Origin of the sequence: Streptococcus parauberis NCFD 2020 (assembly GCF_000187935.1) — a bacterium.
GTDB classification, from domain to species: domain Bacteria; phylum Bacillota; class Bacilli; order Lactobacillales; family Streptococcaceae; genus Streptococcus; species Streptococcus parauberis.
The window spans coordinates 373,739-390,317 of sequence record NZ_AEUT02000001.1; the positions used below are offsets into that span (position 1 = coordinate 373,739).

The window sequence follows — 16,579 nt, forward strand, 5'->3', positions numbered from 1 at the left end:
AGATTAGAAAGGACGTGATAACGTGAAATATTTAATACTTGCTGAAAAGCCTAATCAGGCTAAAAAATATGCTAATGCTCTTGGAAAAGCAAAGAATGAAAAAGGTGTATGGCGAGTTGAAACAGACTTAATAGATGGCCAAGTCTCTGTTGTGTCAGCTGTTGGTCATTTAGTTGAAATCAAAAATCCTTATCAAAACTATGAAAATTGGGATATAAAAAATTTACCTGCTTTTCCTGAGAAATTTGAATATGAAGTTAAAACCGATAAGAAAAAACAATTTAGTCTAATCAAAAGTGAAGTTAAAAATGCTGATGCTATTATCATTGGAACGGATGCTGACCGAGAAGGGGAAGCTATTGCTTACCTTATTTTGAGACTTATCCCAAATGGACTTAAAAAAATAAAATATCGGTTATGGGTAAATTCTCTCACAGAATCAGGAATAGTGAAGGCCTTTAAACAATTAAGGCCAGCTCAAGAAACTGCTCAATATGCTGAAGAGGCTGAAGCACGTGCAAAAGCTGATTGGTTGGTAGGTTTTAATTTAAGTCCATGGACTTCAATAAAATTAGGAGAGATGGGATTTATTGGTGAAAAAGATAAAAAAATGTCCGTTGGACGAGTACAAACACCGATTGTTTCCCTAATTGTTGAAAATGATCTTTCTATTGAACAATTTGAATCGGAGCCTTATTGGAAAATTGAAATAGAAGACGAATCAGGAACAGTCTTCAAAAACAAAGCTAAATATACGACCATAGAAGACGCTCAGAGCGTTTTAAAATCACTGGATGGGTATTCTGTTGTCAGAGCTGTACAAAGCGAAAATAAGGCTGTGGTAGCCCCAAATTTATATCATTTAACAAGTCTTCAATCAGAAATGAGTGAAAAGTATCGTTTTGACTCTACTTATACTTTAGAGTTGACTCAATCTTTGTACCAAAAAGGAGTAACGTCTTATCCTCGAACAGATCATAAGTTAATTACTCCTAATGAATTTGATTACCTTATCAAGCATTTAGAGGATTATAAAAGCTTGTTGAATATATCTGAAGAATTACCTAACTTAACTCCACGTAAGAAGTTTGTCCAAGATAAACAAATGGAACACTATGCGATCATACCAACTGAAAACACAACTGAAGTTGCCAATTTAAAAGGGGATGAAAAAACTGTTTATTTTGAGATTCTAAAAAGGACAATTTTAATGTTTGCGTCTGATTATCGTTATCAAGCAACACAAGTAGTACTTGAAAATAACGGTCAAGAATTTGTTGCAAAAGGGAATGTAATGACTAGTGAAGGGTGGACAAAACTTGCTGAAAAAGAAAATAAAGATGCAGTATTGCCCCCCTATCAGCAAGGTTCGCAAGTGACAACTCAAGCAAATCTTAAAGAAGATAAAACAAAACCACCAGCACGTTTGACAGAAAGTAGCTTATTGGATGACGTATTACCAAAGTATAATTTAGGAACTCCTGCAACAAGAGCTGGTATTATTAAAAATATTATTGATCGTGATTATATCACTCGGGATAAGAAAACAGGACAACTTTTTCCAACTAATCGTGGGAAAGTGTTGGTTTTATTCTTGGATAATCTTGAGGTCATGTACACAAACCCTGAAACAATTGGAAAGTGGGAAACGGCTCTCCAATTAGTCGGTCAAGGGAAACGGTCAAAGGTCTGGTTTATTGAGCAAACAAAAAAGGCAATCTCAGCACAATTAGAAAAAGAGGTGATGTAGGTGGCTAAAATTGAAGATTTAAAACAGCTTTCTATTTTAGGTGTGGCAGATAGTTTAGGTATGGAATTAGAGAGAAAAGGTAGTCAGACCTTTTCCTGGAAGGAACATGATTCTTTTGTTATTAATACTTCGGGTAACTACTACAATTGGTTTTCTCGCTCAACTGGTGGGGATGTTCTTTCTATGGTACAAGTTGTCCGTAAAGAACAAACAGGACAAGATTTAACCTTTAAAGAGGCAAAACATTTTTTAGAAGAAGGCAATTTTGATGCTGTAGATCTTGAAAAAGAAGCTGAAAGAGAGCCTTTTTCTTATTATCTTCAGCCTTATGAAACAGATTTTTATGAAGCTAGACAATACTTGAAAGAAGAGCGGAAACTCTCAGATAAAACTATCGACTACTTTATCGATAAAAGAGTTGTCACTCAAGCAAAAAAAAAGAGCGGTGACATATTTGAGCCAGTTATTGTTTTTAAGAGCCTAGACCCTCAAAATGACGTTGTAGGAGCTTCTCTTCAGGGGATAAGGAAAAATAATGACCTTTACACAAGGGGGCGCTTAAAACAAATAATGAGGGCATCAGATGGCATGACAGGGATGCACGTTGATATTGGTGAGCCTAAACGGTTAGTATTTGCTGAAGCACCTATTGATTTGATGAGCTATTATGAATTACATAAAGCTTCTCTTCAGGATGTGCGATTGGTTGCTATGGATGGGCTAAAAGAGTCAACTGTCAGTCGACACGTTGGAGACCTTCTATTTGAAATGGGTGTTCTAAAGCAAAAAGTCGAGGCTAAAAATTACCCAACATTTTTAGCGCACACATCACAAGTAACTAATTTTTTAAGGGATGAAAAATATCATGACTTGATTACTTTAGCAGTAGATAATGACCAGGCAGGAAAAACTTTTGTTGATCGTTTAGAATCAAAAAAAATTAACCTAGTAGTGGACTTACCACCGCTTACTGAAGGTGCCGATAAGATAGATTGGAATGACTACTTAAAAAGGGAAAAAGAAAAAGCCCTTAACCGAAGTCAAGAGCTATCTAATAACATTGGGGGCGAACTATTCAATCGCAATTCCGGTTATTTAGAAGGCGAACCTTCAAGGACAGCACCACAGCCTGAAGAATTAATTCAAACTCAACCTGATTTTCCTGCCAATGTTCACTTGTATTTTAACATTGAACGGTCAATTAAGTCAAGTCATAGTCCTAGGATGAGACCTATTATCGATAGAGATGTTCGCTATTTAAATCGTTATGCTGAAGATATTCAAAACTCGGCAATGTGGTATAAGAATGAAATTGCAAATAGCAAGGTAACCTATTTTTACCAGGATCAAGAAGATGTCAAAATGCTCCAGGTTAACTTTGAAAAACGCCATTGGATGCATCTTACAGGAATGGCACCAGTTTATGCCGAGCATGTTATATCACTTTCAGAAACTTTTATTGATGATATTGCTTCAGGTAGAGGTACATATCCTAACTTAACCATTAGCAATGGTTTCAAGGATAAAATCAAACTCTTACCTTTATTACCTGAAATATTTGAAACAGATTCATTTGTTTTTGATGATTTAACTTCAGTTGAAAAAATGGGGCGCTTAGATGTTCAAAAAGCAATACGATCAGATGATAAAGATATTATGCTAGCTTTTAGAACAGATGAGAAATCTTCTTTTCCCGCAACATTGTTAAAACCAAATACGACTTTAAATATTGAACTTGATTCACTCAATCAAGAGAAAGTGATTTTAGGTGTTTTTATTGAAAAAGATAATATTCTAAGAACATTGTCAGTAAATAATAATTTTGTTAAAGAGGATGAGAAACAGATGTTTGAAGCTGTGAAGCAATTGCAAAATAGAGAAAATGGAGTAAAGGAAATGTCTACAAGTTCTAGTGAAGTTGATTTAGATGAAAGAATACAAAAGTTTCAGTTACGTTATTCAAATAGTTATCCGAAAGAAATTGTTAACTCTTTTGTCAATTTTATGAAAGAAGGAGTTGAAGACGAAGATATATTTATCCTGCAACAAATTTTTGATAGCTATGATGAAAAGCCAACAGTCAATCAATTTGAAAAAAATATACCTGATTTATTTGAAGAATTTAAAAAAATTGATTTGCTTTTTACAACCGTTACTCGTGCTGATATACCTGACAATGTTTATTCGTATCAGGCGATTTTAGAATTATTATCTAGTTTAGAAAGTCATGCTGAAGAGGGTTATATTTGGACTGATGAGTCGTACTTTGAAAATCAGTTTCAAAATCCTGAGTTGCTATCAAAAATAACAACTGATTATTTTGAATCAAGTAACATCGATGATTTATTACAAAATAAATCTGTTCACGTAACCATGGGGGATACAACATTTATGATTAATAGTGTCGATCCCAAGTACAACATTTACTCAATGGAAGAATTAGTAAAAACAATCTCTGAAGAATTAAATTCAAAATCACCTGACATAGTTTTACATAAACTAGAAGAACTTAATCATGATTTTTTAGCTACTAAAGAAATTATCAATAGTAAACTTAGTGATCTTATTAAAGAACATGGAGAAATAAAAATGTCTAACAATGAAGAGTATAGTGAAGCAATAAATATTGCTGTAGCTCAAAGAGAAGAACAAGAACGTGACTCAGATGGAGACGGGATTCCTGATGAAGTAGAAAGAAATTTGGAAACCAATCCATATAGTGCAGACAGTGATGGAGATGGAAAATCAGATCACGAAGAAGTAAGTTTTGGCTCCAATCCTTTACAAGCAGAGCAAAGTCAACCTGAATCTAAAATTCCTTCAGAGGTATCAAAAACAGTTTCTGAAATGATACAAGAGAAAGATAGTAAGGGTCTATCACAACTCTTAAAAGAAGGTGTCAAAGATTATTTCAAGTCAGATGTCTATAAAGAATATCTGACTGCTTTAAGTAAATTTCATCATTATTCCCCAAGAAATATCCAGCTGATATTAGCACAAAATCCAAATGCTTCATATGTTGCTTCATTTAAAAAATGGAAAGAAGATTTTGATAGAAGTGTAAATAAAGGCGAAAAATCAATGCGTATTTTTGCCCCAGTTACTGTTAAGCAAAAGGATCCTGAAACTGGGAAAGTTCTTCTTGATAAAGAAGGAAAAGAAAAGACAAAAACATTCTTCAAACTTGTTCCAGTTTTCGACGTCTCTCAAACAGATGGCAAAGAATTAGCAAAACCTATTTATGATCTTGAAGGTACATATCAAGATTATGGTAACCTCTATAAATCTGCAAAAAAAGTTTCTGAAGCAAATGGAATTGCGGTAGAATTTGCAGATGATCTAAATGGGGCACATGGTACTTATTCAAGACAAACAAATTCCATTTCAATTTTAAAAGGTATGTCAGAGCAACAAACACTAAAAACACTTTTTCATGAAATGGCACATTCTGAATTACATACTTTAGATAAAATGATTGAACAACCATTGTCTAGAAGTACAAAAGAGTTGCAAGCTGAGTCAGTTGCATTTGTAGTTGCCAGTCATTATGGTATGGATACAAGCGAATACAGTTTTGGTTATCTTGCTACCTGGTCACAAGATAAAGAAGGTTTAACAGACTTAGAAGGACAAATAAAAATAGTCCAAAAAGAGACTGATAATCTAATTACAAAAATTGATAGTGTGCTTGAAAAATATCAAAGTAAAGAAATAACAAAAGACGGTTTTCAAGAAAAATTAGCCCGTATAAAAAATAAGGAAACTAAAAAAGTTGTCAAAATTGAAGAGAAAGAGCAGGCGAGAGAAACATCAAAAAAAGAGAGCAAGAGCGACAACGAGATGAGCCTGTAAAGGATATTGTCGCTCAACTTTCGGCTGGTTTTATGAATAGAAGAAAACAGAAAGAGAACTAAAAATGAATGAAACAATTGAAACAACATTACTATTAAATTTATTTCATTACGACAATGGAGGCTATAGCAGAAATGAAATATTTATAGATGCGAAGCGTAGAAAAGCTATCGCCATTCTTGATGAAGATGCTGAAGAATTGAAAGAAGTAGACAGGGAATTAGCAAAGGAATATGAAGAAACTATCTCTTACCTGGACTCTTTATCAGACGAAGATTATCGCTCCTTAAAAGAAGATATACTTCAACAGGTTAAAATAAATTAAAGTCGAAAGGACTAAATAGGGGCTTGGGGATTTCCCCAAAACTTTCAAAGATTGGCCAACCCTAATATGCCTGACTTGTCAGAAATTAGGGTTTGGGAAATCTTTGAAAAACAGCGATTGGGTACCCAAGTGCTATGCTTGCCAGTTTGAAAAGTCTAACTGGGGTTACTTAATTTGTTATGAAAATTGAGAAAGGATATTAATATGATTGAAGAAAAACGATATCGTGAAATTCAAAAAAAAATAAGAGTAACTCCTGAAGAAAATGAATTAATAAAAAGAAGAATGGCTAATCATCACTTTAAAAATTTTAATACTTATGCTCGTTACATGTTATTGACGGGAGAAATAGTGATGGTTGATTATTCTGAACTTATTAAACTTAGAACTGAAATAAATCGTATTGGTACTAACATTAATCAACTTGCAAAATTTGTTAACACAACTGAAGAATTTACTTTGGAAAATTATCAAATTTTACAAGATGCTCTAGTGTCTGTAAAACAATTAATGGATGATAACTTTGATAAAGAAATAACTATTTTTGAAAAACAAAGTAGGGATAGAAGAGGTTGAAATTTGGTTGTTACAAAAGTAAAACAAATAAAATCAGTTAATAAATTGACAGCAGGAATAAAATATATCGAAGATGGAGCAAAAACGATAGGAACAGAGTTAGTTGATTCTAACTTAAATTTCCCAGTTAAGGTGGTAGATGGGCAAGTTGTTTCTCAACTTATTTCAGGACATTTAATTGTAGATGTTGAATCTGCTGATTTAGAATTTAAACAATTAAAACACTTAGCAAATTTAGAAAAAGGTCGACCATCTAATAACGAAGAGTTACAAAAAAACGATGTTCTTGCTCACCATATTATTCAATCATTTGATCCTGATGATAATTTAACTCCTGAACAAATTCATGAGATAGGACGAAAAACTGCCTTAGAATTAACAGGAGGTAGTCATCAATTTGTCATTGCAACTCACTTAGATAAGGGTCATCTTCATAATCATATTTATATTAATTCTACTAATTCTGTGACGTTAAATAAGTTGAGGTGGCAGAAAGGAACTAAAAAAGCGTTGGAACATATTTCTGACAAGTATGCAGATATTGAAGGTGCAAAAATAATTGAACAAAGAAATAAATTTGGTCATAAAGAATATTCTGCTTATCAAAAAGAAAATGTTTTCAAACTTGAAATAAAGTCACGTCTAGAGTTTCTTTTAAAGCACTCAACTAGTTTAAAAGACTTTCAGGAAAAAGCAAAAGTGTTAAATGTATCAACAGATTTTTCGGGAAAATATGCTAAATATAAATTACTTGATAGGGAACAAAAAAGAAATACAAGGGATAGTAGCTTATCAAAAAAAGGTCGATATTCTTTAGAACAGATTGAAAAACAAATTGCCAAAAATGAAGTAGTTTATTCACTCTCTGAAATAAAAATGGAGTATGATAAATTACAAAAAGAAAAAAATGATGATTTTGAAATTAGAGTTAAAATAGAACCTTGGCAAGTTGAAGCTAAAACTGAAACTGGGCTTTATCTTAAAATGCAATATGGCATTGCAAATGAAGGAACGGTAAAAATTCCAAGTCGGTTAGTTGATCAGGTAGAAGATGGTAGTTTTGATATTTTTATCAAAAAATCAGATTTCTTTTACTTCATAAATCCTGATAATTCTTCTAGTAACAAATTTATGAAAGGAGCGATTTTAATTAATCAACTAGCTGCAGAAAGTGGTGAATACATTTTTAAAAAGAATCCTAATATTTCAAAATTAGATTTATTGGTTCGAGAGTATAATTATTTAGTCAGTCATAATATTTCTGATTCTGATCAATTTTTGGAATTAAAAAGTCGTTTTCTGGCACAGATTGAAGAGACAAAAGAATCCTTAAATAAACTTGATGAAAAAATTGAACGACTTCATAGGATTGCTTCAGCTTTGGAAGATTATAACTCTAATGATCCAATTGATATAGAGGTTGCAGAAGCAGTTTTAAAAGAATTATCTGTATCACCAAACATGGATATTAAAGAAATTGAAAAACAGGTAATTGAAGTTTCTATCGAGAAAAAAGGGTTAAAAGAAACATTTGATAAAATTATTAAAGACTTTACTCAATATGAAAAAATCGAGAAAAATTCCAAAGCTAGAGAATATAATAGAACTTTAACACGAAATAAGGAAAGTAATGAAGTAGAAAAGTAATACAGATCTTTTTATTTATTGATTTTATTTTTGCTATAATAAAAATGATTAAGGAGATAAAATGAAATTAAGTTTGGTATTTTTAATAATTACCTTCAGTCCAGAATTTACTTTAGGTGATTTAATTGATTTTGGAGGAGCTTTTTTAGGAGTAATTGGAGCATTTTTAGTTGCAAGATATTCTGAAAAAAACTAAAGGAGAGGGAACTTAAAGAAAAAGAACCTGTTCTGCGTATAGGAGCGATTCAAGAGTCTATTGAAGGTTATAAACAAGGTTTTGACTTATCTGATGAAGGAATTGAACTTAAGGATATTAAATCCAAATTTTCAGAATTAAGTATACCTATTGCGAATTTAGGAATTACTCCAATAACTGATATAGTCTACTATTCTTATATTCAAAATTATTCTGAAATTGTAGAAAAAAGTCAGCTTGGGAATAATGATTTAAAATTTTCACAAATAGGTAATGGTAATTCTGAAAAATATGAACTTGGGCTATTATATAGAGTTGGTAATTCTATAAATAAATTTTCTTTCAAGAATGAAAAATATGTTACAACAATACCTTATCTTTTTCCAAAAGAAACAGATGATATTTTTTTCCAAAAAGATATAGTTGCGATTCTTGGATATTACTTTTCTGAAATTTACCCAACTATTCCTGTTCCAGAGATTATCATAAAAGTTAATTTTACAGATTATCTCGGTATCAAACAAACACAAGAATTTATTTTAAAGTTAGAGAGGAATTTAAGCAATTTTGTTTTATCTTCTAAAGAAGATAAAACAAAATTATACGAATATTTCATTTAGATTAATTGGCAAGCTAAAAAGGAGTCTTAAAAATTAATTATAAGTCCAATAGGGTATACCCTATTGGCCACTTTTGAGTTTAAACTTTGTCTTCATCTAATTAATTGTCTTGTTTTTAAAAGCCATGATTCATCATTCTTAAAAATCATAAATAGTTTTGAGCTATCCAATAATACTTGATAACCATCATCAACTTTATCAACTTTAATATCGCTAGATTCAATTTTTAAATCATTATTAGATATTACACTTGAAATGCAGATCTTTATTTTTGAGGCAATCTGATCTTCGGAAGATTTGTTAAGTGTTTTACTAATATTTGAGTGAACTACTCCATACAGTAGGCCTTTAACATATGGGTTTTCGAAAACAGTATCTGCTAAAATGGATTCGCTTCAATGCTTGTCAGTAAATAAACAAAAACTTTTGTAAGTGTGCTATTATAAGTCATATAGGTCGTGCGCTTTCTAATTCTTAGTGGTTTAAGATTAGGATAGCACGATTTATATACTTTTCAATGAAATCAACTAGCAATTCGGGTATACTAGATATAATTGAGTATCAAAAAGAGCAGATAAAAGATTTACAAAACACTAAAGATGAACAATTTAAACAATTAAGTAATATGCAAAATCTTTTAGACCAACAACAACGTCAAGCCTTACAGGATAAAAAATTACTAGAAGAGTATAAATCAGAAATCAATGAATTGAAAGCTCTTAAAATGCTTCAGGAGGATATGAAAGATGGCTCGTCGATAAGGGGTGAGGCGCAGGAAGAAATTGAACGACTGAAAGCTCAATTGAAGTTATCAGAAGAAGAACGAAACAAGGCAAAAGAAAAAGAGCCGGTAAAAACAGAATCTAAAAAATGGTGGCAACTATGGAAATGAGGGGGATCAAATGAGTCATTCGGAACAAATGATTGAAAACCAGTTCATACAAATCTTAAGTGAGAAAGAAAATCAGTGGACTTATCGTCCGGACTTGAAGTCGGAAGAAGCACTTTGGCAAAACTTTAGAAGCCATTTAAACCGAATAAATTTAGCAGTATTGGAAGAACAACTATTAACGGACAAAGAATTTAAGCAAGTCAAAGTCGAGTTTTCACGTTTGACCGGAACACCTTTTTTAGCTTCTCAATGGCTTAGAGGAGAAAACGGGGTGGCTCAAGTATTATTAGAGCGAGAAGATGGGAAAAAAGTGACTTTAGAAGCCTTTAGAAATAAGGATATCTCAGGAGGAACTTCTTCTTATGAGGTGGTTCACCAAGTGGTCCCAGATTCCTCTAGAGTAGATCGTGGAGATGTGAGTTTGCTGATTAATGGGCTCCCAATCATTCATATTGAGCTCAAAAAAGAGTCCGCTAAAGACGGTTTCATGCAAGCTTATTATCAAATTCAGCGTTATGCAGAAGATGGATTTTTTAAAGGGATTTACGCAACTACTCAAATCATGGTGATTTCAAATAAAGTCGATACCCGATACTTTGCAAGACCTAGTGAAGATACCGCTGAAGCCTATGCTCAGATGAAGAAGTTTTTATTTAATTGGCGGACTGAAGACAATCAAACGGTTTCCGATTTATTTGATTTTACTCGTACAGTTTTGCGGATACCCGATGCCCATGAATTGATTAGCCAATATACCATTCTCGTCGATGATCAAAAAAATCAAAAATTCCTCATGGTTTTAAGGCCTTACCAAATTCATGCGATTCGTAAGATTCGTCAAAAAGCGGCACAGCATGAAGGAGGATTTATTTGGCATGCGACAGGTTCAGGAAAGACCATTACCAGTTTTGTCGCAACGAAATTATTAGCACAAAATGCGATCGGTGTCGATCGTACGGTCATGGTTGTTGATAGAACAGACCTAGATGCTCAAACGCAGGATGAGTTTACTAAGTTTGCCTCGGAATATCATACCGGACAAACGACCGGAAATTCGGTAGCCAATACTTTGATTGTTGGGATCAAAAATCAAAAACAGTTGGCTCGAAACCTCCTTTCATCAAAAAATAATAATACGATTTTAGTGACCACGATTCAAAAACTCTCTGCGGCTATGCGGAGTGCCCAACAAGAGAGTGAAGAAAAAGGCTCGAATCAATTTGAGAAGCTACGGCAAGAACATATTGTTTTCATTGTTGATGAGGCTCATCGTGCGGTTAGTGATGAGGAAATGAAGCGGATTAAGAAAATATTACCCAATTCAACCTGGTTTGGATTAACGGGGACGCCTATTTTTGAAGAAAATAAAAAGCAAGAAAATGGAACTTTTGCTAGAACAACGAGCCAGCAGTACGGGCCACTCCTTCACTCCTATACAACCAAAAATGCCATGGATGATGGGGCTGTGTTAGGCTTTCAAGTCGAGTATCATTCACTGATTTCAGAAGAGGATCAAGAGGTGATTGTCACCCAACTCAATAAAGGAAAGTTGCCAGACGATGTCTTACAACAAGAAAAATTGGTGCCTACGGAACTTTATGAAACAGATGAACATATTCGGACCATGTTACAAAAAATCTTTAATCGGAGAAGTGTGGTCAAAAAGTTCAAGGTAAAGAATGGTTTTCCTACGATGTCAGCCATTCTTACCACTCACTCGATTGCCCAAGCCAAACATATTTACCGGATTTTAAAGGAAATGAAAGATAATGGGACACTCTTGAATGGGCGACAATTTGATGAACGTCATCAACTGATTGATAAAGATTTCCCAAGAGTAGCTATTACCTTCTCAACCAATCCGGATCAATTAGAAAAAAATGAACAAGACGATGAATTAGTAGAGATCATGAAAGAGTATGCGAAACAGTTTGATGTCTCTCCTTATCAAGATGAGAAACTCTACAATCAAAATATTAATAAACGGTTGGCCCGTAAGGAAAAGCAATATCAATCGGATGGTCAGTGGCTAGATTTTGTTATTGTTGTCGATCGTTTATTGACAGGCTTTGATTCTCCAACGATTCAAACCTTATATATTGATCGAGAAATGAACTATCAAAAGCTCCTTCAGGCGTTCTCAAGAACCAACCGTATTTATACAGGAAAAGATTCTGGGTTAATTGTCTCTTTTAGAAAACCCTTCACCATGAAAGAAAATGTGCAAAACACGTTTCGTCTATTCTCAAATGAAAAGCAAAACTTTGATCAACTGATTCCAAGAGAATATGAAGAAGTTAAAAGAGAATTTATCGAATGTTCAACACTTTATAAACAAAGCGAAGCCGAGCTATCGGATAATCCCAACGATCTTAAAACGATGATTGCACAAGTGAGTGCTTATCAAAAGCTAGAAAAGAGTTATAAAGCGCTCCGAAGCTATGATCAATACGAAGAGGAATTTGAAGCATTTTCAGAAGTGGTGGAGCAGTTGCCACAATATCAAGGTAAAATGGAAAACGTTAAAGCGCAGATTAAAGAAATGCTCGAGGATGAGGAGCATTCTGAGGAGGACTTCGAGAATCTTTTACAAGAGATTGCTTTTTCTTCGCAGCTCAATGCGACACATAAAGATGTCGTGGATAGTTTTTATATTAATCAACTTTTGAAAGCTATTCAACTAAATGAAGCAGGAGCCGTTGAAAAATTTGAAAAAGAAATCCAACAAAAGGATCCTCAAATCCAAAAGATGTATCACACCATGAAAGATCAACTCGTCAATACTGCTGAAGAGATTGATGTGGCTCAATTAAAAGAGACATCGATTCAAAATGAAATTCAAAGACAACTTCAGAAAGAAGCTGAAGAATTTGGATTATCTTTCGAATTTCTACAGTCTGCAATGAATGAGTATCAAGGCGATAAGAAAACGATCCCTTATTTAACCCATTTACTGGATTCGATGACTCTTAGTAAAGAAGAGTTCGAAGCCAAAACGGGTGAAAAATACAGAAGAAGAACAAAAGTTTTAGAAGAACGACTACAACAAAACTTTGAACAACTTCAAAAATGGAAAGAAGAATTATAATGGCGACAGGTTTAAATCAACAACTATGGGCTTCTGCGGATATCTTACGTGGGAAGATGGATGCAAGTGAGTATAAAAACTACTTACTGGGATTAATTTTCTATAAGTACTTGTCTGATGCGCAGCTGAGAGAAGTTTATGAACAAGAAAATGGGAAGACAGATACCTTCCCAGAACGTTCCACTCAGTATGCAGGCTTCATGGAATGGTACGAAGAAGACAAAGACGATTTAATCGAAAATATCCAACCCAAACAAGGCTACTTTATCCAACCCGATCAATTGTTTTATCACTACCGCATCAAAGCTGATAACTATGAATTTAACTTGACCGACTTACAAGCAGGTTTTAATGAGTTGGAACGTCAAGGAGAAGAATTTAGTGGATTGTTTGCGGATATTGATTTAAACTCCACAAAATTAGGCTCAAATGCACAACAACGTAATGTGACGATTACTGAGGTTTTACGTGCCTTAGATGAGATTGATTTATTTGAACACAATGGCGATGTGATTGGAGACGCTTATGAGTATTTAATCGGGATGTTTGCGGCAGGTGCAGGTAAAAAAGCAGGAGAGTTTTATACCCCTCAAGCTGTTTCACGCATCATGTCAGAAATTACGTCGATCGGACAAGAATCTCGAGCGCCTTTTCATATTTACGATCCTGCGATGGGATCAGGTTCTTTGATGCTTAATATCCGTCGCTATCTCATCAATCCAAATCAAGTCCATTATCATGGGCAAGAGCTAAATACGACGACCTTTAACTTAGCACGTATGAACTTAATCCTTCATGGGGTGGATAAAGAACGCATGAACCTGAATAACGGGGACACTTTAGACGCCGATTGGCCGTCAGAAGAGCCTTATCAGTTTGATTCTGTGATCATGAACCCTCCTTACTCTGCGAAATGGTCAGCGGCAGATAAGTTTCTCTCTGACCCTCGTTTTGAGCGTTTTGGAAAATTAGCGCCTAAATCTAAAGCGGACTTTGCCTTTCTCCTTCACGGTTTTTACCATTTGAAAGAATCGGGAACAATGGGAATTGTCCTGCCGCATGGCGTGCTCTTTAGAGGAGCCGCGGAAGGAACCATTCGTCAGGCCCTTTTAGAAATGGGAGCCATTGATGCGGTTATTGGCTTGCCGGCCAATATCTTTTTTGGAACGAGTATTCCGACAACGATTATTATTTTGAAGAAAAACCGTTCTCGGCGTGATGTCTTGTTTATCGATGCTTCTCAAGATTTTGAAAAACAAAAAAATCAAAATGTCCTGTTGGATGAACATATTGATAAAATTGTCTCTACCTACAAAAAGCGAGAAGATATTGAAAGATATGCTCATGTTGCAAGTTTTGATGAGATCCAAGAAAATGACTTTAACTTAAATATCCCTCGTTATGTCGATACCTTTGAGGAAGAAGCACCGGTTGATTTGGTTGCAGTAAATACCAATCTCCTTAAGATAAATGAAGAATTAGTTCAACAAGAGCAAGTGCTCTTATCGTTGATTAACGATTTTTCAGAAAGTGAAGAGAATCAAGCATTGATTGATTCGATGCGTCTTCTTTTTAGAGGTGGGCATGATGAGTAAAAAGAGTCCACAATTAAGGTTTGAAGGTTTTATGGATGATTGGGAAGAGCGTAAGTTGGGGGAGATATTTAACTATGAGCAACCAACAAAATATATTGTTAAATCTACAGAGTATGATGACACTTTTAATACACCTGTTTTAACAGCAGGTAAGAGTTTCTTATTGGGCTATACAGATGAGATTACTGGGATTAAAAATGCTACCGTAGAGAATCCAGTTGTTATATTTGATGATTTTACAACTGGTTCTCATTATGTAGATTTCCCTTTTAAGATTAAGAGTTCCGCAATGAAATTACTTAGTTTGAATGATAATTCTGACAATTTCTATTTTATGTTTAATACGTTGAAGAATATAAAATATGTACCTCAAAGTCATGAACGTCATTGGATTTCTAAATTTTCAGAATTTGAAATCTATAAACCTAGTCAGGAAGAACAGCAAAAAATTGGTTCATTTTTCAAACAACTCGACGACACTATCGCTCTTCATCAGCGTAAGTTAGATTTGTTGAAAGAACAGAAAAAAGGCTTTTTACAAAAGATGTTCCCTAAAAATGGTGCCAAAGTTCCTGAATTGCGATTTGCGGGGTTTGCTGACGATTGGGAAGAGCGTAAGTTTTCAGACTTCACTAAATTGTCACAGGGACTACAAATAGCTATATCTGATAGATTTACAGAAGCTGGACCAAATAAAGAATTTTACATTACTAATGAATTTTTAAATCCTAACAATACAAAAAAATATTATATTGAAAATCCTTCAAAAAATGTAATCGCTAATACAAATGATATTTTAATGACACGAACAGGAAACACAGGGAAAGTAGTTACTAACACAAAAGGAGCATTTCATAATAATTTTTTTAAGATAGATTATGATCCCAAAAAAATATCAAAATTATTTTTATATTTCTTACTAACATCAATACCTATACAAAAAGAAATCTTAATACGAGCAGGTACTTCTACAATTCCAGATTTAAACCATAAAGATTTTTATAAAATAAAAGTTTATTTACCAATATTTGAAGAACAACAAAGAATCGGTTCGTTCTTCAAACAGTTAGATGACACTATCGCTCTTCATCAACGGAAGTTAGATTTGTTGAAAGAACAGAAAAAAGGCTACTTACAAAAAATGTTTGTTTAGGGTCTATAATTAGATAATGACCCCTAAGAAATCAAATAAAAACAGCCCCTATAATCCAAATTCTAGATTATAGGGGTTGTTTATTTGTTTTAATGATGTAATAACCCTAAAAGGAGGATGTTATGCCATACCATATATTTATTAATCGAGAATCTGGAAATGATAATATTTCTATTTTTTATGATGAACCTACTTTTGTAGTTATTGCCAATAAAGACGATTTACCAGCAATTCAATTAATTGAGGAATCTCAAAAACCAGGTATATATATATTACTAGGAGATAATAAACGTTATGTAGGTCAAGCCTCTAATTCTATTTTTTCTAGGTTACAACAACACAATACAAATAAACCATGGTGGAACAAATTAATATTTTTTGGACGTGAAGATGGGCATCTATCTAAAGCACAACTAGATCTTTTAGAACGTTTAATCATTGAAAAAATGAATACTGCTAATATTGATTTAGATAATAGCACTCAAGGAAATAAAAGCTATATTGATAAATTAAGCAAATTTTCAGCTCTGTCATTATGGAATAAGGTTGAGAAACTATTGAATGATGTTGCCAATATCGATTTATTTGATTCAGAACACATTCAAACTGAAGATAATAGTGACAACTCAACTCTAAATAGTCATATATCAATCATATTTGGAGAATCATTATATACTGGGAAATCATATAGAGATGTATTTACGCAATTAGTTTCTAATTTAGTATTATCCGCAGAGTTGGATAAATTGATTCCTTTAATGAGTCCTAATGAACCCAATACAGTACAAATACTTGGCAATAGAGAACATATATCAGCTAAAGGGACGAAGTTGACTAAACCAATAGAACTAACTTAATACCATATATATGTTAATTTTTCAAAAA

General features: G+C 33.5%; 10 protein-coding genes and 1 pseudogene. All 11 read left to right on the forward strand.

Translation table 11 applies throughout. The features are described from left to right. Nucleotides 1-22 precede the first annotated feature (22 nt). The 11 genes and pseudogenes from SPB_RS01865 (at nucleotide 23) to SPB_RS01915 (ending at nucleotide 16,551) form a co-directional block, all read left to right on the forward strand. Nucleotides 23-1,750: a type IA DNA topoisomerase gene (locus tag SPB_RS01865; protein WP_003105435.1), complete on the forward strand. Its 1,728-nt coding sequence runs from the start codon at nucleotides 23-25 to the stop codon at nucleotides 1,748-1,750. Then, complete coding sequence (locus SPB_RS01870) at nucleotides 1,751-5,602, forward strand: PBECR4 domain-containing protein (protein WP_003102858.1); 3,852 nt, start codon at nucleotides 1,751-1,753, stop codon at nucleotides 5,600-5,602. A 64-nt stretch (nucleotides 5,603-5,666) separates the two neighbouring features. Then, nucleotides 5,667-5,927, forward strand: a complete 261-nt coding sequence (locus tag SPB_RS01875; RefSeq protein WP_003103735.1) for a hypothetical protein — start codon at nucleotides 5,667-5,669, stop codon at nucleotides 5,925-5,927. Nucleotides 5,928-6,131: 204 nt separating this feature from the next. Further along, nucleotides 6,132-6,503, forward strand: coding sequence for a plasmid mobilization protein (locus tag SPB_RS01880; RefSeq protein ID WP_003105086.1), 372 nt, complete (start codon nucleotides 6,132-6,134; stop codon nucleotides 6,501-6,503). Nucleotides 6,504-6,506: 3 nt separating this feature from the next. Then, nucleotides 6,507-8,150 (forward strand): helical hairpin domain-containing protein, encoded by a 1,644-nt coding sequence (locus SPB_RS01885; protein ID WP_003105056.1) that lies wholly within the window; start codon nucleotides 6,507-6,509, stop codon nucleotides 8,148-8,150. A 61-nt stretch (nucleotides 8,151-8,211) separates the two neighbouring features. Beyond that, nucleotides 8,212-8,346 (forward strand): hypothetical protein, encoded by a 135-nt coding sequence (locus SPB_RS11580; protein ID WP_003105827.1) that lies wholly within the window; start codon nucleotides 8,212-8,214, stop codon nucleotides 8,344-8,346. 1,251 nt (nucleotides 8,347-9,597) lie between these two features. Beyond that, nucleotides 9,598-9,858, forward strand: a pseudogene (locus SPB_RS01890) (hypothetical protein); the annotation flags it as partial. Between the two features lie 10 nt (nucleotides 9,859-9,868). After that, on the forward strand, nucleotides 9,869-12,946 hold the full coding sequence (locus SPB_RS01895) for a type I restriction endonuclease subunit R (protein ID WP_003104424.1): 3,078 nt from the start codon (nucleotides 9,869-9,871) through the stop codon (nucleotides 12,944-12,946). Then, nucleotides 12,946-14,541, forward strand: coding sequence for a type I restriction-modification system subunit M (locus SPB_RS01900; RefSeq protein WP_003103147.1), 1,596 nt, complete (start codon nucleotides 12,946-12,948; stop codon nucleotides 14,539-14,541). The genes SPB_RS01895 and SPB_RS01900 overlap by 1 nt, the downstream gene beginning before the upstream one ends. Further along, nucleotides 14,534-15,694 (forward strand): restriction endonuclease subunit S, encoded by a 1,161-nt coding sequence (locus SPB_RS10860; RefSeq protein ID WP_003105166.1) that lies wholly within the window; start codon nucleotides 14,534-14,536, stop codon nucleotides 15,692-15,694. Before SPB_RS01900 ends, SPB_RS10860 begins: the two co-directional genes overlap by 8 nt. Nucleotides 15,695-15,816: 122 nt before the next feature. Beyond that, a complete protein-coding gene (locus SPB_RS01915; protein WP_003105789.1) occupies nucleotides 15,817-16,551 on the forward strand; it encodes a GIY-YIG nuclease family protein in 735 nt (244 codons plus the stop codon). Nucleotides 16,552-16,579: the final 28 nt, after the last annotated feature.